This is a genomic window from Janthinobacterium paucivorans (assembly GCF_051380805.1).
Classification (GTDB): Bacteria; Pseudomonadota; Gammaproteobacteria; order Burkholderiales; family Burkholderiaceae_D; genus Janthinobacterium; species Janthinobacterium lividum_D.
Window position 1 is genome coordinate 1 of record NZ_JBNYXR010000001.1, and the last position, 26,323, is coordinate 26,323.

Annotated in this window: 19 protein-coding genes; 6 read left to right on the top strand and 13 right to left on the bottom strand. The window is 63.0% G+C overall.

Annotated features, from left to right (window positions below):
- The first annotated feature begins 326 nt into the window (after nt 1-326).
- From ACQ4V8_RS00005 to ACQ4V8_RS00030, 6 genes are all read left to right on the top strand, one after another.
- Nucleotides 327-680, top strand: a complete 354-nt coding sequence (locus ACQ4V8_RS00005) for an ElaB/YgaM/YqjD family protein (protein ID WP_010401050.1) — start codon at nt 327-329, stop codon at nt 678-680.
- A gap of 256 nt (nt 681-936) precedes the next feature.
- Nucleotides 937-3,348: a catalase gene (locus ACQ4V8_RS00010; protein WP_436570697.1), complete on the top strand. Its 2,412-nt coding sequence runs from the start codon at nt 937-939 to the stop codon at nt 3,346-3,348.
- Nucleotides 3,349-3,572: 224 nt separating this feature from the next.
- On the top strand, nt 3,573-5,267 hold the full coding sequence (locus tag ACQ4V8_RS00015) for an MFS transporter (protein WP_043462664.1): 1,695 nt from the start codon (nt 3,573-3,575) through the stop codon (nt 5,265-5,267).
- Nucleotides 5,254-6,447 (top strand): HlyD family secretion protein, encoded by a 1,194-nt coding sequence (locus tag ACQ4V8_RS00020; RefSeq protein ID WP_436570698.1) that lies wholly within the window; start codon nt 5,254-5,256, stop codon nt 6,445-6,447. Before ACQ4V8_RS00015 ends, ACQ4V8_RS00020 begins: the two co-directional genes overlap by 14 nt.
- A complete protein-coding gene (locus ACQ4V8_RS00025) occupies nt 6,444-7,841 on the top strand; it encodes an efflux transporter outer membrane subunit (protein ID WP_436570699.1) in 1,398 nt (465 codons plus the stop codon). The genes ACQ4V8_RS00020 and ACQ4V8_RS00025 overlap by 4 nt, the downstream gene beginning before the upstream one ends.
- A 108-nt stretch (nt 7,842-7,949) precedes the next feature.
- Nucleotides 7,950-8,690: a tetratricopeptide repeat protein gene (locus tag ACQ4V8_RS00030; RefSeq protein WP_043462687.1), complete on the top strand. Its 741-nt coding sequence runs from the start codon at nt 7,950-7,952 to the stop codon at nt 8,688-8,690.
- 39 nt (nt 8,691-8,729) lie between these two features.
- Here the strand turns inward: ACQ4V8_RS00030 and ACQ4V8_RS00035 are convergent, their stop codons facing one another.
- The 13 genes from ACQ4V8_RS00035 to ACQ4V8_RS00095 form a co-directional block, all read right to left on the bottom strand.
- The gene (locus ACQ4V8_RS00035; RefSeq protein WP_010401042.1) at nt 8,730-9,710 is read right to left on the bottom strand and encodes a hypothetical protein; all 981 of its coding nucleotides are present in this window, start codon (nt 9,708-9,710) and stop codon (nt 8,730-8,732) included.
- Nucleotides 9,711-9,840: 130 nt separating this feature from the next.
- Complete coding sequence (locus ACQ4V8_RS00040; protein ID WP_010401040.1) at nt 9,841-12,957, bottom strand: efflux RND transporter permease subunit; 3,117 nt, start codon at nt 12,955-12,957, stop codon at nt 9,841-9,843.
- 9 nt (nt 12,958-12,966) lie between these two features.
- Complete coding sequence (locus ACQ4V8_RS00045; RefSeq protein ID WP_436570700.1) at nt 12,967-14,151, bottom strand: efflux RND transporter periplasmic adaptor subunit; 1,185 nt, start codon at nt 14,149-14,151, stop codon at nt 12,967-12,969.
- A gap of 13 nt (nt 14,152-14,164) precedes the next feature.
- Nucleotides 14,165-15,580, bottom strand: a complete 1,416-nt coding sequence (locus tag ACQ4V8_RS00050) for an efflux transporter outer membrane subunit (protein ID WP_043462661.1) — start codon at nt 15,578-15,580, stop codon at nt 14,165-14,167.
- A 17-nt stretch (nt 15,581-15,597) separates the two neighbouring features.
- Nucleotides 15,598-16,305, bottom strand: coding sequence for a CerR family C-terminal domain-containing protein (locus tag ACQ4V8_RS00055; protein ID WP_010401035.1), 708 nt, complete (start codon nt 16,303-16,305; stop codon nt 15,598-15,600).
- A 263-nt stretch (nt 16,306-16,568) separates the two neighbouring features.
- The gene (locus ACQ4V8_RS00060) at nt 16,569-17,930 is read right to left on the bottom strand and encodes a hybrid sensor histidine kinase/response regulator (protein WP_010401034.1); all 1,362 of its coding nucleotides are present in this window, start codon (nt 17,928-17,930) and stop codon (nt 16,569-16,571) included.
- A 142-nt stretch (nt 17,931-18,072) separates the two neighbouring features.
- A complete protein-coding gene (locus ACQ4V8_RS00065) occupies nt 18,073-18,807 on the bottom strand; it encodes a 2OG-Fe dioxygenase family protein (RefSeq protein WP_010401032.1) in 735 nt (244 codons plus the stop codon).
- A gap of 105 nt (nt 18,808-18,912) precedes the next feature.
- Nucleotides 18,913-20,946, bottom strand: a complete 2,034-nt coding sequence (locus ACQ4V8_RS00070) for a TonB-dependent receptor (protein WP_436570701.1) — start codon at nt 20,944-20,946, stop codon at nt 18,913-18,915.
- Nucleotides 20,947-20,965: 19 nt separating this feature from the next.
- Nucleotides 20,966-21,454 (bottom strand): DUF6702 family protein, encoded by a 489-nt coding sequence (locus ACQ4V8_RS00075; protein ID WP_010401030.1) that lies wholly within the window; start codon nt 21,452-21,454, stop codon nt 20,966-20,968.
- Nucleotides 21,451-23,826, bottom strand: coding sequence for a M1 family metallopeptidase (locus tag ACQ4V8_RS00080; protein ID WP_070346362.1), 2,376 nt, complete (start codon nt 23,824-23,826; stop codon nt 21,451-21,453). The genes ACQ4V8_RS00075 and ACQ4V8_RS00080 overlap by 4 nt, the downstream gene beginning before the upstream one ends.
- Nucleotides 23,827-23,991: 165 nt before the next feature.
- Nucleotides 23,992-24,453, bottom strand: coding sequence for a MarR family winged helix-turn-helix transcriptional regulator (locus ACQ4V8_RS00085; RefSeq protein WP_070346363.1), 462 nt, complete (start codon nt 24,451-24,453; stop codon nt 23,992-23,994).
- An 83-nt stretch (nt 24,454-24,536) separates the two neighbouring features.
- Nucleotides 24,537-25,355 (bottom strand): sugar phosphate isomerase/epimerase family protein, encoded by an 819-nt coding sequence (locus tag ACQ4V8_RS00090; protein ID WP_436570702.1) that lies wholly within the window; start codon nt 25,353-25,355, stop codon nt 24,537-24,539.
- Nucleotides 25,355-26,194 carry a phytanoyl-CoA dioxygenase family protein gene (locus ACQ4V8_RS00095; RefSeq protein ID WP_010401024.1) on the bottom strand — a complete coding sequence of 280 codons (840 nt, stop codon included), beginning with the start codon at nt 26,192-26,194 and terminating at the stop codon, nt 25,355-25,357. The genes ACQ4V8_RS00090 and ACQ4V8_RS00095 overlap by 1 nt, the downstream gene beginning before the upstream one ends.
- Nucleotides 26,195-26,323: the final 129 nt, after the last annotated feature.

Below are 26,323 nucleotides of genomic sequence, written 5' to 3' on the forward strand. Positions count from 1 at the left end.
ACTGGTTGAATTATTGTGTCCATAATCGAGTTTGTGGACACAATCGATTTGTGTCTCAACCTCAAATCATGCTGGCAGGAGTAGTCGAGGTAAAGACGGCGCTGGCTTTACGCTTACTTTAAGTCTGGCTCACAAGGTGTGGCAGCGCACAGTGGCATGCGGCGGGCGCGGTTAAGGTGGTGCCAACAGCTTGCTGCTGATCCAGTCGTTGACATGGCTCAGTCCGGCAGCGTTTAGCCGCTTCTTTTTTTCCGAAGCGAGGACAATCATGATTCGCTTACGGCATCGAGCATGGTTGAGATTATTCACTGTTAAAGGAAACCAGCATGAACGCGATTGAAAAAAATAGCTCCGATATGAACGGTAATGTCCAGGACACCCGCCAGGATTTGCACCACACCATCGATAAGGTAGCTAGCCAGGTCCAGCCCCTGGTCGACAAGGTGGCCACGCATGCCCGCGATGGCGTGGACCAGGTGGGCGAGCGCATCGAGCAGGTCAGCGACAGCATCAGCAAGACTTCCGAGCGCGTGATGGCGCGCGGCAAGCAATTGGGCGCCGCCTGCCAGCGCGCTGGCGAGACGGGGCGCGGCTATGTGCGTGAGCGCCCGGCAATGTCCCTGCTGATTGCGGCAGCGGCCGGTTATGGCCTGTCCAAACTGCTGGGTTCGCGTAAATAAGTTCTGCCCACAGCGGCAAGGTAGTTGTCGTGGGCGCTGTACCCTTCGCCGTCACGGCGGGGCGGGCCAGCGCGTGCGCGCACAAGCGCATAAGCGACTAGCAAGCAGTCAAGCACAGTGATGCTGCGCTCCGGTTTTTTGTGCTTGATCGGTATACCTGATCCCACCAATATTTTAATTGTCCTGTTCGTGCGCTGCATGAGGGCGTTGTAGCGTTGTAGCGTTTTGGCGGGGCAAACTACTGACAGGAGATGACATGGCTAGCAGCAAGAAAACGCCGTCTACGGACGATGCCGGTTCCGTCTTGAAGAGCAAGTCCGGCGCAGCCGACAGCAAGGCGCCAGACAGCCTGGGCGCGCAGCATGACATGGCGCGCGCGCTGCTGCAAAAAACGGCCGCTGGCGAGCAATTGGCTGCCGCCATGGCTGTCAATCCCAAGGAGGATGGTCAGTACGGCGAGGCGGCGCGCACGCCGATCGAAGGCGTGCATGTGGCAGCGGGCAATCCACTGGCCACGGCCAGCACCACGGGTGAAACGATAGCGTCGCCGAAGACCGGCGATGGCCAGCCGGCGCCAGGCGAGAGCGCCGTGTATGCCTCGCTGGACCGCGCCAGGTCCGATGACAGCGGCTGCGTGCTGACGACGAACCAGGGCGTGCCCGTGGGCGACAATCAGAATTCGCTGAAGGCGGGCTTGCGCGGCCCCACCCTGATGGAAGATTTCATCTTGCGTGAAAAGCTCACGCATTTCGACCATGAGCGTATCCCCGAACGGGTCGTGCATGCGCGCGGTTCGGCCGCCCATGGTTACTTTGAATGCTACAAGGAGCAAGGCAAGCATACGCGCGCGGCGCTGTTTGCCAAGGCAGGCAAGCGCACGCCCGTCTTCGTGCGCTTTTCCACCGTCGCTGGCGAACGCGGTTCGACCGACACGGCGCGCGACGTGCGCGGCTTCGCCGTGAAGTTTTATACGGACGAGGGTAACTGGGATTTGGTGGGCAATAACATGCCCGTCTTCTTCATCCAGGATGCGATGAAATTTCCCGACCTGGTCCACGCCGTCAAGCCCGAGCCGCACAATGGCATGCCGCAGGCGGCCAGCGCACACGACACTTTCTGGGACTTCGCCTCGCTATCGCCGGAAATCACGCACATGCTGATGTGGGCCATGTCGGACCGCGCCATTCCGCGCAGCTACCGCATGATGCAGGGCTTCGGCGTGCATACCTTCCGGCTCGTGAATGCCAAGGGCGAGTCCGTCTTCTGCAAATTTCACTGGTCGCCGATGGCCGGCACGCACTCGCTGGTATGGGACGAAGCCGTCAAGATCAGCGGCGCCGATTCCGATTTCCACCGGCGCGACCTGTGGGAAGCCATCGAGTGCGGCGCCTATCCCGAATACGAGCTCGCTTTCCAGATTTTTACGGAAGCGCAGGCCGCAGCGTTTCCCTTCGACGTGCTCGATCCCACCAAGCTGATACCCGAGGAGCTGGTACCGCTGGTCCCTGTCGGAAAAATGGTCTTGAACCGCAACCCCGACAATTTTTTTGCCGAGACGGAGCAGGTGGCTTTTTGCACCGCGCACATCGTGCCCGGCATCGATTTTTCGAATGACCCGCTGCTGCAGGGGCGTATCCACTCCTACATCGACACGCAGATCACGCGCCTGGGCGGCGCCAATTTCCATGAAATTGCCATCAATTCTCCGCTGGCGCCACTGCACAACAACCAGCGCGATGGCATCCATCGCCAGGCTATCAACCGTGGCCGGGTAGCCTATGAGCCCAATTCGCTGGCAGGCGGGTGTCCGTTCCAGGCAGGCGCCAAGGGATTTACCAGCTTTCCCGCGCCGGCCGAAGGTGACAAGGTGCGCGGCAAACCCGAGAAATTCGCCGAGCATTATGGCCAGGCGCGTTTGTTCTGGATTAGCCAGACGCCGGTCGAACAAGAGCATATCGTGCATGCGTTCCGTTTTGAGCTGAGCAAGGTGCAAACGCCGGTGATACGCCAGCGCATCGTCGCCATGCTGCGCAATGTCGACGAGACCTTGGCGCAGCGCCTGGCCGATGCACTGGGCCTGGCGCTGCCGCGCGCCATGCCGCGCGCCTCCGTGCAGCCGCTGCCCGCGTATCGGCCGTCGCCAGCGCTGTCGCTCTTTTTTCGCCCAGGCAAGACGGGCATCCATACCTTGCGCGTGGCCATCCTGGTGGGAGCGGGCAGCGATGGCGCGCAGGTGCGCAATATGTATGCCTCGCTGCTGGCCGACGGCGCGGCACCGCGCCTGGTAGGCAGCCATCTGGGAAAAATCGACACCAGCGTCGGTGCGCCGCTCGATGTGGAAATTTCGCTCGAAACGGGACCGTCCGTGCTGTTCGACGCCGTTGTGCTGCCCGACGGTCAGGGCGCCGTGCAGCAACTGGGCGACGATGCGAATGCGCTCGACTTCCTGCGTCTGCAGTACCGCCACTGCAAGCCGATGCTGGCCATCGGCGCGGGCCAGGGCTTGCTGGACAAGGCGGGCGTGCCGGCGGCGCTGCCCGATGGAACGCCTGATCCTGCCGTCATCGTCGTACCGTCTGGCGAGGTGCTGAAAGCCGTGGCTGCCTTTAAAAAGGCGCTGGCGGCGCACAGGGCGTTTGCGCGCGAGACGGACCCGCCGCGCGTGTAAAGGGTGGCGTCTGCGCAGAGGCAAGAGCAGGACCGCATCGCAGGTCCGGTTGCGCACCCTGTTTGCCTTCCTGCCTGCCTGCGCAACGCCACACATTAATGTAAACAATAAAAACGGCCTGCGGTGATATGCTGCGCGTGAGAACTGTTCATTTGCAACTGTTTGCTTGATGGCAGCAAGCAGCAGTAAAGAACAGCTTCAGCAAACAGGATCGTGATGACTGCATGGACAAGTACACACCTCGCACCTGGGGGCCGGGCGAACGCCCGACCTTGCCCGGGTCACCATCGATGCCCGAACATTCGACGCCCAAGCGTGTCGCGTATTTTATCGTTGGCCTGCTCGTCGCGCTGACAGGGGGATTGGGCAACGGCCTGGTGACGGCCAATTTGCTGAACCTGCAAGGTTCGCTGGCAGCCTATGCCTACCAGATGCAGTGGCTGCCGGCCGCCTACGTGATGACCATTGTTTCCATGAACCTGCTGCTGGTGAAGTTCCGCCAGCAGTTCGGCCTGCGTCTGTTCACCGAAGCGTTTTTGCTGCTGTATGCGCTGGTGACCTTCGCCCACCTGTATGCCAATACCTTGCCGTCGGCGATCGCCGTGCGCGCCGCGCATGGCATGGTGGGCGGCGCGCTCGGTGTGTTGGGCCTGTACTACACCTTGCAGGCGTTTCCCGCGCGGCACCGCTTGAAGGGCCTTGTGCTGGGCCTGGGCTTTGCCCAGCTGGCCTTGCCGCTTGCGCGCATCTTCACTTCCGAACTGCTGCAGATCGGCGAATGGCATGGCCTGTACCTGTTCGAACTGGGACTAGCCCTGCTGGCGCTGGGCTGTGTGCTGGCCCTGAAACTGCCGCCAGGCGACCGCGTGCAGACGTTCGAGCCGCTCGACTTCCTCACCTTCGTCCTGTTTGCGCCCGGCGTGGCCCTGCTGTGCGCCGTGCTGGCGCAGGGGCGCACGGCGTGGTGGATGGCGTCCGAATGGGTGGGCGTGTGCCTCGCTGGCGCCATCGTCTTGATCGCCGCCTCGCTAGCCATCGAGCATAACCGCGCCCGCCCGCTGCTCAACACGCGCTGGCTCAGCACGGGCAAGATCGCCAAGCTGTTTTTGTCGGTGCTGCTGTTTCGCATCGTGCTATCCGAATCGACGGGCGCCGTGGGCTTCCTGCAGGCGCTGGGCCTGAACACGGACCAGATGCAAAACCTGTTCATCGTCGTGCTCTTAGGTAGCGTGGCGGGCCTGCTAGTGAGCGCGCTGACGATCAATCCGGCCACCATGCACCGCTCGCTGATGTTCGCCTTGCTGCTGATCGCCGCCGGGGCGCTGATCGATGCCCATGCCACCAGCCAGACACGCCCCGTCAATATGTACCTGAGCCAGTTCCTGCTGGCCTTTGGCGGCACGTATTTCCTCGGTCCCACCATGGTGGCCGGCATGGGCGCCGTGATCGCCGAACCGCGCAACCTGGTGAGTTTTTCGGTGATGTTCACCATGACGCAAAACCTTGGTGGCTTGCTCGGTTCGGCCATCGTCGGCACCATCCAGACGGCGCGCGAAAAATACCATTCCAGCTATCTGGTCGAGCATCTGAGCATGCTCGATCCGCAGGTGGCTGCGCGCGTGCAGTCGGGAGCATCGGCCTATGCCAGTGTGCTGATGGACCCGAGCTTGCGCAGCGCCCAGGGCGTGGCGCGCCTGGGCGCCATCGCCACGCGCGAAGCCAATGTCCTCGCCTACAACGATGTCTTTTTGATGATTGCCGGCGTCGCCATCGCCACCTTGCTATGGATGCTGCTCAGCCAGTCCTGGAACCGCATCAGCACCGGCGCGCGTCGCCTGGTTGGCCCCGTGCGCGATGCGCAGACGGCCATGGCTATCGTCCCCATTACCAATTCGGAACCGAGCAATGACAGAAAATAATACCCCACCGCCAGCACCGCCAGCACCGCCATCGACACCCTCGGCCACGTCCAGCACCACGTCACAGCAGCCTGACCGGCGCCACCAGTGGCTGTCCGCGCTGGCCTTTGCCGCCGTGGCCCTGGTGGGCGTGTTGATCGTGCTGTATGCGTGGCGTTTGCCGCCGTTCACCAGTCCCATCGTGACGACGGAAAACGCCACCGTGCGGGGGCAGGTGACCATCATTGGCACGCAGTTGTCAGGCTATGTGGTGGAAGTGACGGTGCAAGATTTCATGGATGTGAAGGAGGGGCAACTGCTGGTGCGCATCGACGACCGTATCTACCAGCAGCGCTACGAGCAGGCGCAAGCCCAACTGGCGGCGCAGCAGGCGGCGCTGTCGAACTGGGCGCAGCAGAAGGCCAGCGCGCAGGCGGGTATTGCCGTCAGCGAGGCGGCGCTGGCGAACGCGCAAGCGCAGGCACACAAGGCCAGCGCAGACTTGAACCGGGTGCAGCAACTGGTGGCCGATGGCTCGTTGTCGCAGCGCGAGCATGACCAGTCGCGCGCCACGCAGGCGCAGATGGCAGCCGCGCTGGCGCAGGCCAGGGCAAATCTCGACATCGCCCAGCAAAGCGTGCATTCCGTGGTCTTCAACAAGCTCGCTTTGGCGGCGGCCGTGGCGAACGCGCAAGCGGGCGTCAAGGCAGCGAAGATCGACCTCGATAACACGCGCATCGTGGCGCCGTCCGATGGCCAACTGGGCCAGGTGAGCGTGCGCCAGGGTGCGTACCTGAACTCCGGTGCGCAGCTAATGGCGCTGGTTCCGCGCCAGATGTGGGTCATCGCCAATTTTAAGGAAACGCAGATGAATGGCGTGCAGGAAGGGCAGAGCGCCACATTCCACGTCGACGCGCTCGACGGCGCGGTGCTGACGGGCCAGGTGGAGCGTATCTCGCCGGCCACCGGTTCCGAGTTTTCCGTGCTGCCGGCCGATAACGCGACGGGCAACTACCTGAAGATCGCCCAGCGCATTCCCGTGCGCATCCGTATCGATGCGGGGCAGGCGAATGCGCGCCGGATCGTGCCGGGCATGTCGGTGGTGGTCAGCGTCGATACTTCTGCGGTGCTGAACGATTCGGCCGAGAATCCCGCGCCGGCGCCTGCACCGAAGAAGGCAGCTGCGAAGGCCAAGCCATGAAGCGCCGCCTCTTGCTGGTTGCTTGCGTGCTGGCGCTGGCCGGCTGCACCGCCAGCGCGCCACCGCAGCCCGCGTCGGCCCTGCAACTGCCGTCCGGGTGGCGCGCGCAAGGCGAGGGCGGTGCAGCGTCCTCGCATGGCGCGCAGGTGGAGCGGCTGTGGTGGCAGGCGTTCGGCGACCCCGTCTTAAGTGATCTGGTGGGCGCGGCGCTGGCGCGCAATGGCGACTCGCGCGTGGCGCGCGCCCGCGTGCAGCAATATCGGGCACGCCTGGCGCAGGCCGATGCGAACCGCGCGCCAAGCCTGTCCGTAGACGGCTCGCCCACGCGTACGCGTACCCTCGCTTACAACGGCGTGCCGTATGTGACGAACGTCTTCCAGGCGGAGCTGCAGGCCAGTTATGAAATCGATGTGTGGGGTCGGCTGGCCAGTCTGAGCGATGCAGCCGGCGAGAGTTATCGCGCCGAGCAGGCCAGCGTCGATGCGGCAGCGCTGTCGATCGCCGCCAGCGTGGCCACGGCCTACCTGAATCTGCGCGGACTCGATGCGCAGCTGGCGCTGACCCGATCGACCTTGCAGTTGCGCGAACAATCGCGCGAGCTGGCGCGCAAGCAGTTCGAGGTGGGCTACAGCTCGCGGCTGGAATGGTTGCAGGCGCAATCGGAATACCATGCGGCAGCCGAGCAGGTGCCGCAGTTGCAGCGGCAGATATTTGAACAGGAAAATGCGCTGGCCATCCTGGTCGGAGGCAATCCCGGCCCGATTGCGCGCGGCTTGCCGCTGGCCGAGCTGGTGGCGCCTGGCGTGCCGGCCGGCCTGCCTTCCGAACTGCTGCGCCGGCGGCCTGACATCGCGCGCGCGGAACACATGCTGGCGGCCGCCAATGCCAGCCTGGCCGCCACGCGGGCTCAGTTACTGCCCTCGTTCAAGCTGACGGCGGCGGGCGGCGGGCAAGCCACGACCTTGAGCGATTTCCTGCATGCGCCGACGGCCCTGTGGCGGCTGACGGCGCTGGCAGCCGGCCCCCTGTTCGATGGCGGGCGCGTGCAGGCACAAACGGATGCGGCCGGGGCGCAGCGCGACGAGCTCGCCTATACGTATGAAAACGTGGTGAGGAATGCTTTCGCCGAAACGGACAATAGCCTGGGCGCCATCTACCGTCTCAAGCAGCAAGCCGTGGAAAACGATGCGCGCCGGGCTGCTGCGGCCGACACCTTGCGCATCGCGCATAACCGCTACCGTAATGGCTATGCATCGTACCTGGAAGAACTTGATGCCCAGCGTACCCTGTACAGTGCCGATGTGGGACTGCTGCAGCTAAAGACACGCATCCTCGTCGCCTCGGTCGATCTGTACCGGGCCATGGGCGGCGGCTGGCACGCGGGTGGACAATAGCGCCTGCTTGTCGGGCGCAAGCTGTGGCATTGGCCGGTGTAATATCTGGCCTGGAAAAGCGGCGGTATGGTGCCAGCCGCAGCCATCACGAACGAACGAGGTCGCAGCATGACGATTTTTGGCATAGGCATTCACATCCTGATCGCGGTATTTTTTGCGATCCATGTGGTGCGCAACGGGCAGCAGCTGTACTGGCTGCTCATTTTATTCATGTTTCCGCTGCTGGGCAGCGTGGTGTATTTTTTCGCCATTTACCTGCCCAATTCGCGTCTGCCGCAAGGCGCGCGCAAGGTCGCTACGGTGGCCGTGCAGGTGCTTGATCCGAACCGCGAACTGCGCGAGGCAAAGGCTGCCTTCGAGTACACGCCGACGGCGCAAAACCAGATGCGCCTGGCCAGCGCGCTGCTCGAAGCGGGCAATGCGCAGGAAGCGGCAGCGACGTATGAAGCCTGCCTGCAGGGAGCATTTTCATCGGACCTGGAAATTCGCTTGGGCGCGGCACGCGCCTACCTGGAATGCGCGCGTGGTACCCAAGCCTTGACACATCTGGAATTCATCCGTCGCAGCGACATCCATTTTCGTCCCGAGATGGCGTCCCTGCTGTCAGCGCGTGCGCTGGCGCAAAGCGGACGCCAGCCGGAAGCGAAGGCGCAGTTCGACGACGCGCTGACGCGTTACAACAGCTTTGAGTGCCGCGCCGAGTATGCGATATGGGCGCTGCAGCAGGGCGACAAGGTGCTGGCCGAGCGCCTGTGCGTTGATATCGACAGTGCCATGGCCCGTTGGAGCCGGCATACGCGCGCCATGTATGCGCCGCTGCTGGCGCGCCTGGAGACAGCACGCCGATAGCTGGCTTGCGTGGGGCCAGACCCGGCGTGTCTGACCCGATTACACGCCAGGCACCTTGTTTTTTCCTTCAAGCAGTTTGTATCCCTTGCCATCGAAAACATAGCGTGCGCGGCCGTTCAGGGACGTGGCGATGCGCGGCGGGTCTTGGTCAGGCTTGAGCGTCACGCCAGGCTTGATCTTTTCGGACGCGCCCGTGAAATCGATCAACAAGTCGTCGTAGGCGCCGCCGTTGCGTGCAGGGGCGAAGCGCCACTTGCCGTCGACCATCCAGCACTCGTCCATGTCCGGCCCGCAGGCGCCCATATTGTCCGAGTACAGGTCGATGCCGCCATCGAGCGCGGTGACCCTGCCGTCGCCGATTTCAAACAGGGCCAGTTGTGTGATGGTGTAACCCTGGCCCGTATAGCCGTGGCGTATCGCCAGTCCCGGCTTGTTCGCTCCCAGCATGACCCATTGGACTTCACCGAGTTGTCCCGAGGAGCCCAGGGCGGCGATGTTTTCCAGCCGTTTCACGACTTGCCACTGGCCGTCTTCCGGCTGGCCCTTGGGCGTCAGGAAAAAGACATTCAATAGTCCCGACGAGGCGTGTGCCGATTCTGCCGTGCCTTCGATGTTGGCCGTTTCCGCATTCGCCACCAGGATGGCGCGGCCATCTGGCAGCAGCTTGTGGCTGACGGCACTGACCACATAACTGAGCTTGTCTACATGGTTGTCCGGATCGGACAGGTCGGCCAGCGCATCGTCGCTGTCACTGCGGTAGTCCTTGCCAAAGACGGCGCGCATCATGCCCGCCTCGCGCTCGCTTGCGCGCTTGCGCGCTTGCGGCGTGTTCATCGCTTCCGTCTTGGGCGCGGTGGCGGCCGGCGGCAGCACTTGTTCGGCAGATACTGTAGCGGCAGCAGCGTGGGCATCGTTTGCCACCTCAGCTGCCACGTTCGTGCTGGCCGGGGCGCTCTTGTCCGAGCAGGCGCCGAGCGGTGCGGATAGCATCAGCAGGACGAGTGGGGTACGGTAATTCATAGGCAGGGCAGAGTGCGTTCATGGACAATGGGCGCAGTATGCCAGATAGATGGAAGCGAGGGAGCGCGGTCTGCCCGCCGTTCCCTCGCTTCCTTGCCCTTGGAGGGCGATTTTAAAATCAGCCGCAGGCTTACTCTTTCAGCGCCATTTTGTCATCGCGCCGCAGCGGTACTTTATGGCTGCGCAGTTTTGCCAAGCCGCGCTTGAGCAGGTGCTCGAGGTCGTCGATGTAGGTGAACACGACCGGCACCACCAGCAGACTCAATAGGGTCGAGGTAATCAGGCCGCCAATGACGGTGATGGCCATAGGCGAACGGAAGCTGGGATCGGCGCCCCAGCCCAGTGCCAGCGGCATCATGCCGGCGCCCATGGCAATGGTCGTCATCAGGATAGGGCGGCTGCGCTTGTGGCAGGCGTCGACCAGTGCATCGAAGCGTTTCATGCCGGCTTGGCGCGCCAGGATCGCATAGTCGACCAGCAGGATCGAGTTCTTGGTGACGATTCCCATCAGCATGATCAGGCCGATCATCGACGGCATCGACAGCGCGCTGCCCGTGATCAGCAAGGCCACGAAGGCGCCGCCGATCGATAGCGGCAACGCCGCCAGGATGGTCACCGGCTGCATGAAGTCCTTGAACAGCAGTACCAGCACGCAGTAGATGCACAGCACGCCGATCAGCATGGCCAGGCCGAAGCTGGCAAACAGCGCAGCCATTTCCTGCGCGTCACCGAGTTCGGCGATCTTCACGGAAGGCGGCAGGTTCTTCATCGACGGCAGCGCCCGCGCTTCTTCATTGAGTTCGCCAAGAGTGCGCGAACCGAGTTCCACGTCGAGCGTCACGTTGCGGCTGCGGTTCAGGCGGTCGATTTGCGCCGGGCCGCTTTCCATCGTCACGCTGGCCACACTCGCCAGGCGCACGGGACCATTTTTGCCGGGCACCGTCAGGCGTTCGATGGCGGCCAGGTCGGCGCGCACGCTGTTAGGCAGCTTGACGCGGATCGGCACTTGCCGCTCGGGCAGGTTCATTTTCGTCAGGTCCGTGTCGTAGTCGCCGGCCGTGGCCACGCGCACCGTCTCGCCGATGGCTGCCGCCGTCACGCCCAGGTCGGCCGCCTTGGCGAAATCAGGGCGCACGATGATTTCCGGACGCACCAGCGAAGCGCTGGAATTGACGTTACCGATGCCTTTCAGGCCACGCAGTTCGCGCTCGACTTTTTGCGCCGCCGCCATCAGGGCCACAGGGTCTTCCGAACGCAGCACCAGCTGCATCTTGACGCCCGTGTCGGGTGGTCCCACCGTGAAGCGTGCACCGGGAATCGCATCGAGCTTGTGGCGTAACTGCGTTTCCAGGCCCGCCATCGATTCCTTGCGTTCGGTGCGGTGCACGGTGGTCAGGGTCAGCACGGCGCGGCGCGCCTCGGCCGCCGCGCCGGGGGCAAAGGCGTCACCGCTGGAGCCGCCGCCAATCGAGCTAAAGACGCCCTTGATGCCCGGCGTCTGCATGGCTGCATCGCGCGCCATGGCCGCTGCGGCCTGCGTTTCGGCCAGGGTGGAGCCGGGCGGCAGTTCCAGGTTGATCTGCGTCTGTGCACGGTCGGCGGCTGGCACGAAGCCGGTCGGCAGCAAGGGCACCAGCGCGATGGCGCCGACAAAGAACAGGGCCGCAGCGAGGGCTGTGAGGCCGCGGTGGTTCAGGCACCAGCGCATGACCGTCAGGTAGCGCGTCATCAGCCAGCCATCCTGTTCTTCCTTGTGCGCCAAGGGTTTCAGGATGTAGGCGGCCATCATCGGCGTCAGCAGGCGCGCCACCACCAGGGACGCCAGCACGGCCAGCACGGCCGTCCAGCCGAACTGCTTGAAGAACAGGCCGGGGATGCCGCTCATGAAGGCCGTCGGCAGGAATACGGCCACCAGCGCGAAGGTGGTGGCGATCACCGCCATGCCGATTTCGTCGGCCGCTTCCATGGCCGCTGCCATGGGCGACTTGCCCATGCGCAGGTGGCGCTCGATGTTTTCGATTTCCACGATAGCGTCGTCGACCAGCACGCCCACCACCAGCGCCAGCGACAGCAAGGTAACGGTATTGAGCGTGTAGCCGAACCAGTAGATGCCAAGGAACGCCGGCATCACTGACAGAGGCAGGGCGGCGGCGGCCACCAGGGTGGCGCGCCAGTCGCGCAGGAACCACCACACCACCAGCACGGCCAGCAGCGCACCTTCGTACAGCAGTTCCATCGAGCCGGCGAAATCTTCCTCGACGGGGAAGGCATTGTCGATCGACTGTTGCAGCACGACGTTGGAGTTTTCCTTCTGCAGGTCGCTGATGGCGTCGCGCGCGCCCTTGGCGACGGCCACTTCGCTGGCGCCCTTGGTACGGAATACTTCAAAGGCCACCACGCTCTTGCCATCTTGCTCGGCTAGCGCGCGCGGTTCGGCGATCGTGTCGCGCACGCTCGCTACCTGGTCCAGGCGCACATGGCGCCCGTCCGGCAGCGGCACTTCCACGCGCGACAATTCTTCGGCCGTCCTGACGGTGGCGATGGTACGCACCGATTGCTCGGCGCCGCTGACGTCGCCCCGGCCGCCTGGGGCTTCGCGCTGCACCAGGCGCAGCTGGCGCGAGACGTCGAGGGCCGATACTTTCAATGCGGCCATGCGCGCCTCGTCGAGTTCCACCTGGATCTCGCGGTAGACGCCGCCCACGCGTTTGACGGCGCCCACGCCGGGCACGGTCAGCAGGCGCTTGGCCACGGTGTTGTCGACGAACCAGGACAGGTCGGGCGCGTCGAGCGGGTTGTCCACGCCCGCTTTCGCCGTGGCGATAAAGGTCAGCACCACGCGCCCGGCCGTGGACGCCTTGGTGACGGTGGGGTCGCGCAGTTCGGCCGGCATGTCTGCCTTGATGCGGGCGACGGCGTCGCGCACATCGTTGACGGCTTCGGCGATCGGTTTTTCCAGAATGAATTCGACGGTCACCGTGGCGACGCCATCGAGCACCCTGGTGTAGATGTTCTTCACGCCTTGCAGGGTGGCGACGGCATCTTCGATCTTGCGCGCCACTTCCGTTTCCAGCTGGGCCGGCGCGGCGCCGGGCAGCACCGCGCTGACGGTGACGATGGGCAGTTCGATGTCAGGGAAGTCCTGCACCGGATTGGCCTTGTAGGCCAGCAGACCGGCCAGGGACAGCAGCGCAAACAGCATGATGGCCGGGATCGGATTCTTGATCGAGAAGGATGAAAAATTCATGGCCTCTCCTTATTTTTTTGCCGCTGGGCTGAGCGCAGGACTGGCCGGAGCAGCGGCCGGTTGTTGAACCGGGGTTGGTACATTGCGCACCAGGTCGCCGTCATTGAGGAAGCCGGCGCCGCTGACGACGATGGTGGTATCGGCCGTGATGCCGCCTACGATCTCGATGCGGTCGCTCAGGCGTCGCCCGGCCTGCACCTTGATCTGGCTGACCCGTTGGTCGGAATTGAGGCGGAAGACATAACTGAAACCATCGCGCACGGCAATCGCCTGCTGCGGCACCGTCAGCGCGCCCGAGGTACCGAGTTCAAATTCGCCGCTGGCGTACATGCCGGCCTTGAAGGGAGCGTTGTTGCCGGTACTCGCCGGCAGGTCCACGTACACGAGGGCAGAGCGGGTCTGCGGATCGACCGTGGGAGCGATCATGCGTACCTTGCCCCTCAAAATACTGCCATTGGCGGCCTTCACCTGCGCCACGGTACCCGCTTTCAGATTCAGCAGCTCGGTGGCCGTCACTTCGGCGCGCCATTCGAGGCGCCCCTGGCGGATCATGCGGAACAGCTCCGTGCCGACGCCCACGACGGAGCCGACGGTGGCCGAGCGTGAGGAGATGATGCCGCTGTCGGGCGCCACCACCTGCGTGTATTTCAGGCGCAGCTGCTGCGACGCCAGTTGCGCCTTGGCCGAGGCAATGCGCGCGTTGGCCGTCTGTTCGGCTGTCAGGTACTGGCTGATTTGCTGCGCGCTGATGGCGCCCGTGCTTTGCAGTGAGCGGGCGCGCTCGGCGTTGGCGGCCGCCTCAATCGCATTCGCTTGCGCCTCCTGTAGCGCCGCTTTTGCCTGCGCCACGTCGGCATTGACCGTGTCGTTCGAGAACACCGCCAACACCTGGCCGGCGCGCACGACATCGCCGACATTCATGCGTACGTCTGTCAGGCGCAAGCCGTTCGATTCGCTGCCGATGACGGCTTCCTGCCAGGCTGCCACGTTGCCGTTGGCGTTCAGCTTGATGGGCAGGCTGGTCGTTTGCGGCTTGGCCGTAGTGACGCTGAGGGCTGGTTTTTGCGTCGCGCTTTTATCCTGCGCCTCGCCTGCGGCAGTGGATGATGGGGAATACAGGGTAACGCCGGCGCCCAGCACTACAAAAAGGGTGGCCAGCGCGAGTGCCATCGGTTTCAAGGTTGTTTTTTTCATGTTGTCGTATCCGTCAGGGGGCGTTGTGGGCGATGGCGTTGCTGCTGTTCCAGCCGCCGCCGGCGGCGCGGTACAGCGCTACCCAGGCGGCGCTGCGTTCGCGTTCCAGGTTGAGTGCGGTGTTTTCGGCGGCCAGGCGCGTGCGGCGCGCGTCTTCCAGTTCGATCAGGCTGGCCAGGCCATTTTTGTAGCGGTCCTCGGTGGCGACGAACGATACGCGGTAGCCTTCCAGGGCGGCTTTCGCGTGGCCGCTGCGCTCGTCCGTGCTGGCCAGGTTGACCAGCGCCTCTTCCACTTCGCGCACTGCCTGGCGCACGCCGGCGCGGTATTTCAGCACGGCTTGAGCGTAGCGCGCCGTCGCGGCATCGACTTCGGCGAGGCGCCTGCCACCGTCGAAGATGGGCAGGCTGACGGCCAGCGGGCCGATGCTCCAGGTGCTGGCCGTGATGCTGCTGCCGCCAGCGCGGATATTGCCCTTGCCGATGGCGCCGGCCAGGCTCAGACGGGGATAGCGCTGCGCCTGTGCGCCGCGCACTTCGAAGCTGGCCGCCGCCACTTCGCGTTCGGCGCTGTAGATGTCGGGACGCTGGGCCAGGGTTTGTGCCGGTAGTTGCGCAATCGCCACGGGCGAGGGCGCAACAAAGGGGCTGGCCGCCAGCTTCTGGCGCAGCGTTGGTTCCGGCATGGACGACAAGGCCACCAGCGCCTTGATATTCACATCGCAGGCGGCGCGCTGTTCGATGGCGCGGCTGGCGCCGTCGGCAGCGCTGGCACGGGCCAGGGCGGCGTTGGCGGGCGGCTGGAAGCCGGCGCCGGCGCTCAGTTGCGTCAGTCGTGCCGAGTCGCGGCGCGAAACGGCATCCTGTTCGGACACCGCTTGCAACTGCTGGCAGGTGCGCAAGGCATAGTACTGGTTCGCCACTTCCGCAGCCACCGAGACGCGTGCTTCATGCCAGAGCGCGCGGGCGCTGTCGTAGCGTTCCTGCGCCGCATCGCGCGTGGCGCGCGTGGCCCCAAACACATCGATTTCCCATGACGCCTGCAAGGCCGCCTGCGAGGTGGTGCCGCTGGGCTGGGCCGATTGCTGGCTGGTGCGCAACACGCTGCCTGTGGCGTCGAGTGCGGGCGCCAGCCTGGCGCCGCTGGCGATTCTGTCTGCGCGCGCCTGCACGATGCGCGTGCCGGCGGCGGCGATGGTCGGGCTGGCCTGCTGCGCGTCGGTGATCAATTCCACCAGCAGGCTGTCGCCCTGGCCCTGCCACCAATTGGCCAGGTCCGTCAGCTTGCCATTGTGCGGCAGCGATGCCTGCCACTGCGCGGGTGCGCCCGGTGCCACCGCTGCGGGTGGGGCTTGCAGAGCGCAACCACCTAGCGCCAGCACGATGCCGGCTGCCAGTGTGCGTTGAGCGGTGCCTCGAATAGTCGTCATGGGGGTCCTTCTGCTTGTCATTGAGCGGTGGGGGGAGAGGGAGGAATGGCCAGGCGCTGGCGCTCCACGTTGGCCATGGCCAGCGCGTAGTCGGTCATGCGCGCCAGCCAGATGTCGATGGCCTGTGGCGATTCCAGCAGTTGCGGACGCAAGGTTTGCAGCACCTCAGTGCCCACCATGTGCTGCAGGGCCAGTGAAGCGATGGAAAAAGCCAGGCGATGCATGTCGTCGCTGTTGTCGGGCGCACCCAAGTGGCGCGCCAGCACACGCGTGAGCGCTTCATGCTCGGGGCGGATGTTCTGGTCGATTTCGCGTGCCCACAGACCCGTAGGTTCGAGCATTTCGCGGCACCACAGGCGCATGCAGTCGCGCGCGATTTCTCCCTGCTGCATGGGGGCGAGCAATTGCGCATAAAAGCCTTCGAGGCTTTGGCGCAGGGTGAAATGGGGCTGCTCGTACAGAGCGATATTGTCTTGCGGATTCGAAGATTGCTGGGCGAAGGCGGCGCGGTACAGGCCCGCCTTGTCGCCAAAATAGTAGCTGATGGCGGCCGCGTTCGTGCCAGCTGCCTGTGCCAGTTCGCGCGTAGAGGTCTTGGCGTAGCCCTGTTCGGCAAACAGGCGGATGGCACTGTGCAGCAGTCGCTCGCGCGATTGCTCACCATCGGAGCGAGGCTTGCGCCCGTCGTCGGCATGTGTTGCTGGGGAAGTATTTTTTTCAAGCATGCCAGAGATTTAAACACATATCTCAAGCGTTTGATATAACTAAATCGCTTGATTTAGTTAAGGAGAGAGGACGATGATGGAAAGCGCAGGCAAAAAAAAGCCCGCTGTTGCATGTGCGGGCTAAATCCAATGTTCGGAGAACAAATTGGAGGAGACAGTTCTACTATAGCGCTAAAAATGGTGCGCTGCAATACGGTAGAACTACGGTGTGGATCTATCTAGAATGTCAAAAGATTAAAATTTATGTTGCGGCGCACAGACGCTCAGGCTTTGCTGCGCAGGGCCAGCGTAAAGGTGCTGCCCGAGCCGTAGTCGCTGTTGAAAAATAGGGTCCCGCCGATGGCGTTGGCCAGGTTCTGGCACAGGTACAGACCCAGTCCTGCGCCTTCCACGTGGCGTGTGGAAGTGGAATCGAGCTGCGAGAAGGCCTGGAACAGCTTGACCTGGTCTTCCTCCTTGATGCCGGCGCCACTGTCGGCGATGCTCAGTTCCGTCACCAGCACGCCGTCATCCTCGCGCTGGGACAGGCTGATTCGCACCGTGCCGTGTTCGGTGAACTTGATGGCGTTGTTAAGCAGGTTGATGAGGATTTGCGTCAACGCGCGGCGGTCCGTGTCGATGATGACAGGCGGGCTGCCTGCTGCTCCCAGTATCATTTCCAAGGCCAGGCCTTTTTGCTGGGCCAGCGGGCGCAAGGTGTCGGATACTTCGGCCATCAGCTCCTGGCAGTGCACGGGTTCGATCGACAAGGTCAGCTTGCCAGCTTCGATCTTGGCCACGTCGAGGATGTCGTTGATCAGCGAGAGCAGATGGCGCGCGCTGGCGCGGATGGTGTTGAGCTGCTTGTCCTGGTCGGACGTCAGGGGGCCGGGCAATTTCATCAGCAGCGCGCCGGTGAACCCAATGATGGCGTTCAGGGGCGTACGCAGTTCATGCGACATATTGGCGATGAAGGCCGACTTCATGCGGCTCGCTTCGGCCAGCTCCAGGTTCTTCAGCGCGATTTCGCGGTTGATGGTTTCCAGTTCGGCCGCATGGTGCGCCAGGCGCATGTTCAGCTCGATCACCTGGCGTTCGCGCGCCTGCAGTTCGCCGTTGACCTGTACTGCCTGTTCATACGTGGAAATGAGCAAATCGAGGATTTGCTGGCGTTCTGCATTGATGAAATGCTTCTGCTCGCCCAGGTACAGGGCGATGCCGATTTCCACGTTCTGGTTCTTGCGCAGTTTCTGGTTCATCAGCATGTGGCTGATGCGGTTGAGCAGGTAGTCTTCCGCGTAGGGCTTGCGGATAAAATTGTCGGCGCCACACTCGATGCCGCGGATGATGTCCTTTGGGTCGTTGAGCGAGGTGACGAGGATGACGGGAATGTCACGCAGGGTCGGGTCGGACTTGATGGCGCGGCACAGGTCATAGCCATTCATTTCAGGCATGACAATATCGGACAGCACCAGGTGCGGCTTGCGCTCGCGGATGGCGGCCAGGGCCAGTTGCCCATTCGCCGCCACGCGCACATTGTAGTGCAGCGACTGGATCAGGCGGCGCAAGCGCTCCGCCTGGGTCGGGCTGTCCTCGACGATCAGGATCTCGATTTCGCCAGGCTTGATGTGATTGTTGGAGTCCACAGACCTCTCCTAGAATTTCAGTGTGGTGATGCTAGGCGCGGCGAGCGCGCAGTATCGACATCTTGCGACTATATCGGATTTAAGTTTGTAAAAGTAACTTCCCAGTGACTATTTTGGCCACGGGGAAGGTTGCGGCCATCTGTTAATTCTCGCCCTGGAACTGGCCAGCGCGATAGGTCAGCACGAGCGTATCGCGGTGGCCATGGTCACCGATGGGCTGGATCGGCGTCGATTCGTGGATCACGTTCGCATCGTCGAGCAGCAGCAGTGACCAAGGTTCGGTCAGGGTAAAGCGCTTGCCGTTGGGACCATGGGCTTCGAAGATGCGCGTCTCGCCGCCCTTGACCTGTGCGCGCCCGATCAGCAGCACGGCGACGAAATCGACACCGTCGCGGTGCGCGCCTTCCGGTGTTGGGCGGCCGATGCCATCGGTCGTATCGATGCGGAACTGGTGCGCCTCGATGAACCACGCTTGCTTGCCCTTGACTTGCGAGCAGGCGTCACCGAGCGCACGGATCAGCTGTTGCCAGGCTGCTTGCGCGACGATGGCCGGCTCGATTGGCTCGAACAGGCGGTGCATGCCGCCGTGCAGGGCGTTGTATTCGACTGGCTGCCAGTGCGCGCGATGCGCTGTCTGCGTCAGATGCGCGCCATCTTGCACGAAGCACGAGTGGCGCCGGCGGCGATAGCGGCCGCCATCTTTCAGGTAATTGTCCAGCGCCAGGCTGTCCCAGCTGGGCTCGAGCGCACGCAGTGCGGCCAGCGGGCAGCCTGCCAGCGCCGCCACGTCCTGCGGGCGCAGGACGGCGTAGCCGTTATCGCGCAAGGCGTCCTTGATGCAAGACGGGTCGGTAAAGATCGGTGCGGAAGTGCTCATGGCGGTGCGGGCCGGGTCGCGGCCTGTATCAGTTTATCCAGCCTGGCATTCTACGACTTCGCGGCAACTCTTGTGTTACGTCCAGCAGGAATTATGTTTGTTGAGCTAAAAATTCTTTAGCAGTGTCAGGCGCAGCGAGCGCGATTCCACCGGATGGAAGTGGATATCGTCGACTGGCTGCGCCTCGCCGGGCAGGCGCGAGGCATAGTAGTAATCGATGGCCGAGTCGCGCCGGTTAGCCAGGTTGTAGCCTTCGACTTCCACGCGCAAGGTCTTGTCGATCTGGTAGGCGATGCGCCCATTCAAGCCCACGCTGGCCCTCGAGCGCACGCTGTTATCTTCAATCAGAGGGCGCGGGCCAAAGTAGCGCAGGCGCAAAGAGCCTGACCATGGCCCGCGCGGCGTTAGCGTCATGGCCAGCTGGGCCACGCCTTCGATGGCGCCGGCAATGAAGTCGCCCGCCGGGTCGCTGCCGCGCGAGCGTGCCCGCGCATACGCCAGGTCGAGGTCCAGCGATAGCCAGCTGGCCGCCTTGTAGTAGCTGGAAAACTCGATGCCGTAGCGCCGGCTCGGGCGGCCCGCCTCGGTGGCACCGGCGTCGCCGATGAACAGCAGCTCGGAATCGAAGTCCAGGCGGTACAGCGACAGCGATGTTTGCAGGCCGGCGATGGCGTTGCTGCGCAGGCCCAGTTCCAGGGCGCGCGAGCGCACCAGTGGCGTGACCCTATCTGCCGCCTGGCCCGTCTTCGGGTCGAGCGTAATGGTCGTGCCGCGCGCGTCGTTGCTGTGAAAACCATTGCCTATGTTGATATACGCCTCCGTTTCGCGCCAGGGGCCGACGATCACGCTCAGGCTGGGACTGAACAAATGGTCGCTGGCCTGCCCCGAATTGGCGGCGCGGTCGCTGCGCACGTCGAAGCGGTAGGCATCCGCCCGCAGGCCGGCCACGCTGCGCAGCCAGGGCGACCAGCGCGTGCTGTTTTCGCCATACACGCCCAGGCTCGATTCGACGATGTGGTCTTGTCGCGTGCGCGACACGATTTGCCGCTGGCGCGTGTTGTACAAGCCATTGTGGATGTTGTCGTTCTGTAGCTGCAGACCGATGCTGGTATCGCTGCTGCCCTTGTCCGTGTGGTGGTGCCAGGTGTGGCTGGCCTCCAGGCCGGCCGTCACGCGCCGATCGGGCTGGGCGAACTGGTCGCCGTTATCCGGGTCGTCCATCGCATACGTGAAATTCGAGTACAGGGCCAGGCGGTTGGCGATCACATAGGCACTGACCTTGGACGATATATCGTCCGTCGTCTGGCGCCAGGCGCCCGACAAGCTGTAGCGCTGCGCCTTGCCGCCGTCGCTGCCATCGATGGCGTCGAAGCGACCCAGCGTGCCGTCCTGTACTGCGCGCAGCGCAATCTGGTCGGTGGCATGCCAACTGGCGTCGTAGGCCATGGCCGTGACGTTGAAGCCGTTGTTGGCATAGCCTTGGCTGTAGCGCAGCACGCCATTGCGCTTGCGGTAGCGGTCCGGCTGCGTGAATGGCCCATCGTTGTGCTGCGCTTCGAGCGCATACAGCACGCTGCCGTCGCCCGCGTCAAACGAGTCGGCCAGCAGGGCGCGGCGAAAGCCGTTTTGCCCCATCCCCATGCTGGCGATACCCTGCGTCAGTCGGTTCGCATAAATGATGGACGCCGCGCCGGCCGAGGAGAAATCGCCGTGCGCCGCCGAATACGGCCCCTTTTTGTAATCGAGGCGCATGGCCAGTTCGGGAATCAGGAAGTTCAGGTCCGTCCAGCCCTGTCCATGACCATGGCTGCGCTGGTTGACGGGCATCTCGTCGACGCTGGTGCGCAAGTCCGTGCCGTGATCGAGGTTGAAGCCGCGCAGATAGAACTGGTTGGCCTTGCCTTCGCCACTATGCTGGCTGGCGATCAGCCCCGGCACGGCTTCGAGCAATTCGCCGGGCCGATAACTGCTACGTGCTGCGAGCTGCTGTTGCGTGACGCTGCCGGCGTTGGCTGCATCGGCCACGCCGAGCTGGTTCATGCGTGAACCGTCGACCAGCACGCGCTGGAAGATGTCGTCAGCGTGGGCGGCGGGTGAAAACAGCGCCGTGAGGAGGAGGGAAAGATAGCGTGGCGTCATGGGTCTGTGGGGGCAAGGCTTAGCGGATCGGCAGTTGCGTATTCTGGCTGTCGAAAATCAGCGTCTGGATCTTGCCGCTATCTTGCACATTGAGGGTATTTCTCTGGCTGGGCAGGAAATCGATCAGCAACTGGTTGTGGATGCGCGTGGCGGGCGCCAGGCGCGTGTGCTCGATTTCCTGGAAGATCACCACGTTGTCTGCATTGACCTTCATGCCGACCCAGTTCAGGCGCAATCGCTTGCCGTCCGGCGCCAGCAGATAAAACTGTTTCTCGACATAGCGTCGCAGGGCCGCTTGGCTATCTTCCTGGCCCAGGTCGAACTGGCGCTGGTACAGTTGCGTCAGTAACGCCTCGACGTCGTGGCTCGTATAGGTGTGTACTACTTCGGTGCTGCCGCTGGCCGCGTTATAGCTGATGTCGGCGATACCCATGTGGAAATTGTGCGCGCCTGCTGCCATGCTGGCGCAGGCCAGCAGGCTTGCCGCGAACGTGCGCCAGCGCTTCACGCCTCGTCGCCTTTGTCCGCGCCGCCATGCTTGCCTTTCAGCGGCGTATTGAAATCGCGCATCAGGTTATCCTTGGGCGACTTCTCGCTCTTGAACAGTTCCAGTCGCGATGGCGTGATCTTGCGCGGCCAGGCGTTGTTGCTGGTGTCGATATCGGCCGTTTCCCAGTACGGGTCCTGCACCAGACCCACCATCGGCTCATCGGTGATGACGACCTTGGTGATCTTTTTTGGTGAGTAGCGCCACACTTCGGCCGGCACGCGCTCGACGTACTTTTTACCGCTTTTCAGTTCGATCTCGAGGATCAGCGGCATGACCATGCCGCCCAGGTTCGACAGGTCGACCAGGTACAGGTGCTTGCCCTGTTTCAGCAAGTCCTTTTCCCACGGTTCCAGGCCCGCCAGCGTTTCGGTGTAGGCATTGCGGTCCTTGTTGGTCACCGTAAAATCGTCGTGCTGGTTGTAGAAATCCTTCAGTTCAGGATGCGCGTCGACACGGCGTGGCATACCCTTGTTGGCGCGGCTCGCAACGGATTCGGGTTGCGCATCCTTCTGCGCCTTTTTCCAGGCTTTTTCCGTTTCCGGATTTTTCGAACTCACGCCATATTCGCTGATACCGTCGATGCTGATGTCGACCGGGTCGGTGGTATAAAACCAGCCGCGCCAGAACCAGTCCAGATCCGTGCCGGAAGCATCTTCCATGGTGCGGAAAAAGTCGGCCGGCGTCGGACGCTTGAATTTCCAGCGCTGCGCATACTCCTTGAAGGCGTAGTCGAACAGTTCGCGCCCGAGTATCGTCTCGCGCAGGATGTTCAGGCCAGCGGCCGGCTTGGCGTAGGCGTTGTTGCCTAACTGTAGCAAGGACTCGGAATTGGTCATGATGGGCACCTGGTCGCGGCTACGCATGTAGTCGACGATGTCGCGCGGCTCGCCGCGCGAGGCCGGATAGTTCTCTTCCCAGGCTTGCTGCGCCAGGTATTGCACGAACGTGTTGAGGCCTTCGTCCATCCACGTCCATTGGCGCTCGTCCGAGTTGATGATCATCGGGTAATAGTTGTGGCCCACCTCGTGGATGATGACGCCAATCAATCCATATTTGGTGCGCTTGGAGTAGCTCAGCTCCCCCGTTTTCTTGTCCTTGACGGGGCGTGGGCCGTTGAAGGAGATCATCGGATATTCCATGCCGCCCACGGGGCCATTGACGGAGATGGCCGTCGGGTACGGGTAGTCTATGCTGTACTTGTTGTATTGTTCGATCGTATGCACGATGGCTTGCGTGCTGTACTTTTCCCACAGCGGATTGCCTTCCTTCGGATAGTAGGACATGGCCATCAGCTTGCTGCCGCCCTTGTTGTAGCCCTGCGCATCCCAGATGAACTTGCGGCTCGAGGCCCAGGCGAAGTCGCGCACGTTCGATGCCTTGAAGTGCCAAGTCTTTTGCGCGCGGCTCACCGTTTTTTCGGCCGCTTCGGCCTCTTTTTGCGTGACGATGATGACAGGCTTGTCGCTGTTGCGGGCCTTTTCCAGGCGCTCGCGCTGTGCACCGGACAGTACATCCTGAGGATTTTGCAGCTCGCCCGTGGCGGCGATGATATGGTCGGCAGGAACCGTCAACTGCACGTCGTAGTCGCCGAATTCCAGCGTGAATTCGCCCGAGCCCAGGAACTGCTTGTGCTGCCAGCCGGCCGCGTCGTAATAGGCTGCCATGCGCGGGAACCACTGTGCCACTTCGAACAGGGCGTTCTTGTCGTCGAAGACTTCATAGCCGGCGCGTCCGCCCAGCACTTTCTGTTCATTGATGCGGTAATCCCACTCGATCTGGAAGACGAAGTCCTGGCCCGGCTTGAGCGCTTGCGGCAGGTCGATGCGCAGCATCGTGCGGTTCACTACATATTTCAATGGCTGGCCATCGGCACCCTTCAGGGCGCGGATATTGAAGCCGCCCTGGAAGTCGCCGCGCGCCAGCATGCTGCGCAAGCCGTCGAACTTCATCGTCTCGTCGCCTGCCGTTTTGGCCCACGCCTGGCGCGATGGCGCGGTGCTCATGCGGCGCGCGTCGGAATCGGGTTTGTAAATATTCTGGTCCAGTTGCAGCCACAGGTAGCCGAGGGTATCGGGCGACTGGTTGTGGTAAGTGATGCTGCCACTGCCGACGATTTCGCGCCTGGCTTCGTCCAGCGTGGCGCGCAGCGTGTAGTCGGCGCGTTGTTGCCAATAGGCGTGGCCCGGCGCTCCGGAGGCGGTGCGGTAGGTATTCGGGGTGGGCAGCATATTGTCGAGCTGGCGGAACTTGTCGTCGAATGGCTCGGCGGCGAAAGCCGAGACGCCAAAGCAGAGAGCCAACGAGGCGACGGAGCCGAAAGGTATGCGCATTTTCACCCTGATGTTGTTGTAAGGAAATAGTAGCAACTATTCTATACGCAGGGTGAGGCCATCCTTGTATCGATTTGTAATAAAGGAAGGCAGCTTTCGCGCCAGCTTTTGCCTACCGCTGTCAGCGCGATGCTTTACCTTATTTTGATCGGTAGATTGGCGTCTTTACTCACTTTTCATCAAACTATCGCGCAACTGGTTTAGTTGTTGCTTCATGTCCACAACTTGTTCCAGGCTGCAGTGGCTGGCCGTCAGGATGGCTTCGGGCAGCAGGGCCGCTGCGTGGCGCAACTGGTCGCCCTGCTGCGTGAGGGAAATGATGACCTGGCGCTCGTCGCTGGCTGCCCGCGCACGCGTCAACAGGCCAGCTTGCTCCATGCGTTTGAGTAGAGGCGTCAGGGTGGCCGAGTCGAGGAACAGGCGCTCGCCCACTTCCGACACCGTCAAGCCGTTGCGTTCCCATAGCACCATCATGACCAGGTATTGCGAATAGGTCAGGCCAAGTTTGCGCAGCAGCTTGCGGTACAGCTTGTTCATGGCGAGCGAGGTCGAGTACAGCGCAAAGCATAGCTGGCTGTCCAGGCGCGGCACCTGGTGCAGCGGGTTGGGGGCGGTGGTGGTATCCATGCGCACAGTATATATAGTGCGCTATTTAATTGCAATGTACGGCACCGTACCTGGCGATACGGCGCCGTACCGCGTCTATTTACCTAGCCGGCATATCGCGCGCGCAGCAGATGGAGCATGGCGACGTTCTGTTCCCAGGCGTCGGCCACCGGCTGCTGCGTGTAGGGCAGCGTTTGCAGGTATGGCGCGGGGCCGAATTCCGGCGTAAACGTCATATGTTCGGCGCCGGCCGCACGGCGCATGGCGACGATGGCATCCCACCATGCCAGATGGGCGTCGAGCGCACCCTTTGCTTCCGGCGCGCGGAAGTCGGCCACCTGCGGCCCTTGTGCGTGGCCCACGCGCGCGTGCACATGGCGCACCAGCGGCAGCACCTGCGCCAGGGTCTGTGGCTGGTCTTCCAGCAGCGATTCGCAGGCGCAGCACCAGTGCGACAGGTCGGCCGTCAATGCCAGGTGCGGGTACTGCTGCAGATACGGCAGCAGCAGCATGGGATGGCCGCTGAAGCGGCTGCGGTGGATTTCATGCACGATGGGCACGCCGTGCTTTGCCGCGATGGCAGCGGCTAGGTCGAGCAGTTGCGCGTTCTGCGCCTGGCTGTAATAGTCTTTGCCCGTGTGCGTGTTGACCAGCACGGGGCGCGCCAGGCAGGCGTTTTCCAGCAGTTCGGCCAGGGCGGCGCGGTGCAGGTCGAAATCGCTGTGGAACACGGTTTCCCACTGTGCGGCGATCAGTTTCAGGCCTGCCTTGGCGATACGCTGCGTCCATTCCTCGCGCAGAGCTGCGTCCAGCGGCAGCGACATTTCGATGCCGTCGAAGCCTGCCGTCAGCACCTTGTCGATGAAGACCTCGGGAGGCAGGTCGTTATTGCCCCAGTGGGCGGCGTAGATGTCGATGCGCATCAGACGAAGCCCCGCACGGGGAACGCTGCGTCGCGCTGTATCCAGTTATGTTTTGCGTACTCGGTCTGGCCATCGGTGGCGTGCAAGGTATACGCGTGGCGCGAGACGGGCGAGCGGTTTGGCGCGCTGTAATGGGGCAGCAAGCCATGGAAGCAGACCAGTGCGCCGGCCTTCACTTCCAGTGGCACTGCCGTGCTGTCGTCGGGCCAGGGCATGGCATCGAGTTTTTCCACGCGCACGGCGTCGCCGTTGCGGATGAAGCGCTCGCGCAGGGGGCCGCGGTGGCCGCCCGGTTCCGCCCACAGGCAGCCGTTGTCCAGGGTCGCGTCTTCCAGCGCGAACCAGAAGGTGGTCACGCTGATGGGGGTGGTTTCAAAGTAGGTGGCATCCTGGTGCCAGCGCACTTCGCCGCCGATGCCGGGCTGCTTGAAAATATACATCGATTGCCATACCTGGGCGTCTGCCAGGCCCAGGTCGCGCGCCACTTCGGCCAGTTTCGGATCGGCCGAAAAGGCGCGGAAGACGGGGTCGAGGTCATGCATGGCGTGGCCGATCTTGTTGATCGACAGGGACTTGGCCTGTTTCAGCTGACCGTCCGGACCGAAGGCTTCTTCCTCGAAGAAGCAGCGGATGGTGTTGTCGGAAGCGAGGAAATAGTCGTTGGTGTTCTTCGCCTGGTCGCGCGTGGTGAAGATGGACTGGCTGACGCTGGGATCGAATTCGTTGACAATCTGCTCTGCGCGCGCGCGCAAGGCGGCGATTTCGTGCGCATTCTTGAAGTCGGGCAGGATAATGTAGCCGTCGCGTTGGTATTGTTCTTGTTGTGATGTAGTCAGCATGGCGTCTCCAGGTTCCGCCTGACATAAGCTACTGCGCCCGCGATTTGCGGCTTGCGAGGCTCACTGTGATAGAGCACAGCTCCGCTTCTCAGCCACAACTCACTTCCGCTCGCTACGCTTCTGTCAGGC

Excerpts from the sequence above, each read along its gene's own strand:
- ACQ4V8_RS00045 (WP_436570700.1), bottom strand. The coding sequence starts at position 14,151 with ATGAAAAAAACAACCTTGAAACCGATGGCACTCGCGCTGGCCACCCTT.
- ACQ4V8_RS00065 (WP_010401032.1), bottom strand. The coding sequence starts at position 18,807 with ATGAGCACTTCCGCACCGATCTTTACCGACCCGTCTTGCATCAAGGAC.
- ACQ4V8_RS00085 (WP_070346363.1), bottom strand. The coding sequence starts at position 24,453 with ATGGATACCACCACCGCCCCCAACCCGCTGCACCAGGTGCCGCGCCTG.
- ACQ4V8_RS00055 (WP_010401035.1), bottom strand. The coding sequence starts at position 16,305 with ATGCTTGAAAAAAATACTTCCCCAGCAACACATGCCGACGACGGGCGC.
- ACQ4V8_RS00030 (WP_043462687.1), top strand. The coding sequence starts at position 7,950 with ATGACGATTTTTGGCATAGGCATTCACATCCTGATCGCGGTATTTTTT.
- ACQ4V8_RS00040 (WP_010401040.1), bottom strand. The coding sequence starts at position 12,957 with ATGAATTTTTCATCCTTCTCGATCAAGAATCCGATCCCGGCCATCATG.
- ACQ4V8_RS00005 (WP_010401050.1), top strand. The coding sequence starts at position 327 with ATGAACGCGATTGAAAAAAATAGCTCCGATATGAACGGTAATGTCCAG.
- ACQ4V8_RS00025 (WP_436570699.1), top strand. The coding sequence starts at position 6,444 with ATGAAGCGCCGCCTCTTGCTGGTTGCTTGCGTGCTGGCGCTGGCCGGC.
- ACQ4V8_RS00090 (WP_436570702.1), bottom strand. The coding sequence starts at position 25,355 with ATGCGCATCGACATCTACGCCGCCCACTGGGGCAATAACGACCTGCCT.
- ACQ4V8_RS00035 (WP_010401042.1), bottom strand. The coding sequence starts at position 9,710 with ATGAATTACCGTACCCCACTCGTCCTGCTGATGCTATCCGCACCGCTC.
- ACQ4V8_RS00020 (WP_436570698.1), top strand. The coding sequence starts at position 5,254 with ATGACAGAAAATAATACCCCACCGCCAGCACCGCCAGCACCGCCATCG.
- ACQ4V8_RS00070 (WP_436570701.1), bottom strand. The coding sequence starts at position 20,946 with ATGACGCCACGCTATCTTTCCCTCCTCCTCACGGCGCTGTTTTCACCC.
- ACQ4V8_RS00080 (WP_070346362.1), bottom strand. The coding sequence starts at position 23,826 with ATGCGCATACCTTTCGGCTCCGTCGCCTCGTTGGCTCTCTGCTTTGGC.
- ACQ4V8_RS00095 (WP_010401024.1), bottom strand. The coding sequence starts at position 26,194 with ATGCTGACTACATCACAACAAGAACAATACCAACGCGACGGCTACATT.
- ACQ4V8_RS00010 (WP_436570697.1), top strand. The coding sequence starts at position 937 with ATGGCTAGCAGCAAGAAAACGCCGTCTACGGACGATGCCGGTTCCGTC.
- ACQ4V8_RS00050 (WP_043462661.1), bottom strand. The coding sequence starts at position 15,580 with ATGACGACTATTCGAGGCACCGCTCAACGCACACTGGCAGCCGGCATC.
- ACQ4V8_RS00015 (WP_043462664.1), top strand. The coding sequence starts at position 3,573 with ATGGACAAGTACACACCTCGCACCTGGGGGCCGGGCGAACGCCCGACC.